The following is a 579-nucleotide window of genomic DNA, read 5'->3' as shown; positions in this document are numbered from 1 at the left end:
GCTTCAGGGGGCGCGGCCGTCACGGCCGGTGCCTCCGGGGCGGCGTGCGCCTGGGGGGCCTGCTCCACCATGGGGGGAGCGGTCTCCACGGCGGCGGCCTGGGCGGCCTCCGCCGGCTCGGACGGAGCGGACTGCTCGTACGAGGTGTCGGGATTGTCGTAGCCCTGGTCGTTCGACTGGGCGTAGGCGTCCTGGGCCTCCGTGTTGGAGGCGCCCGCCGGCGGACCGACCCGGCGGCGGACCACGAAGCCCTTGGCGGCGACGGGCGCGGCGGCCTGCTTCGGCTTGCGCTTGTCCAGGATCTTCTGGACCGCGGCGGTGGCCTGGTCGTCATCCAGAGAGGACGAGTGGCTCTTGACGTCGTAACCCAGCCCGGAGAGCTCGGTCACGACCTCCTTGTTGTCGAGCTCAATCCCGTGGCTCTTGAGCTCCTTGGCGATTTCGTGAACGCGCTTCTTCGACATACCTTGATTGGCCTTCTGCTCCGCCAGCGACGAGGCCGAGCACCCTAGTCCAAAGCCGAAATTGTGTGCGAGTGGTGCTTAACAGCCACCTTCCCCCGCAACCTCTCCACCCACC

Annotated in this window: 1 protein-coding gene; it reads right to left on the bottom strand. The window is 68.7% G+C overall.

Features of this window, described 5'->3' with window-relative positions:
* Positions 1-464, bottom strand: a 464-nt coding sequence (locus tag D7X74_RS42305; protein WP_199742032.1) for a translation initiation factor IF-2 N-terminal domain-containing protein, incomplete at its 3' end; no start/stop codon positions are given.
* Positions 465-579: the final 115 nt, after the last annotated feature.

Origin of the sequence: Corallococcus sp. CA047B (genome assembly GCF_003612065.1) — a bacterium.
GTDB classification, from domain to species: domain Bacteria; phylum Myxococcota; class Myxococcia; order Myxococcales; family Myxococcaceae; genus Corallococcus; species Corallococcus praedator.
The sequence above is the reverse complement of the archived record's forward strand: the minus strand, read 5'-3'. Positions and strand labels throughout refer to the sequence as shown.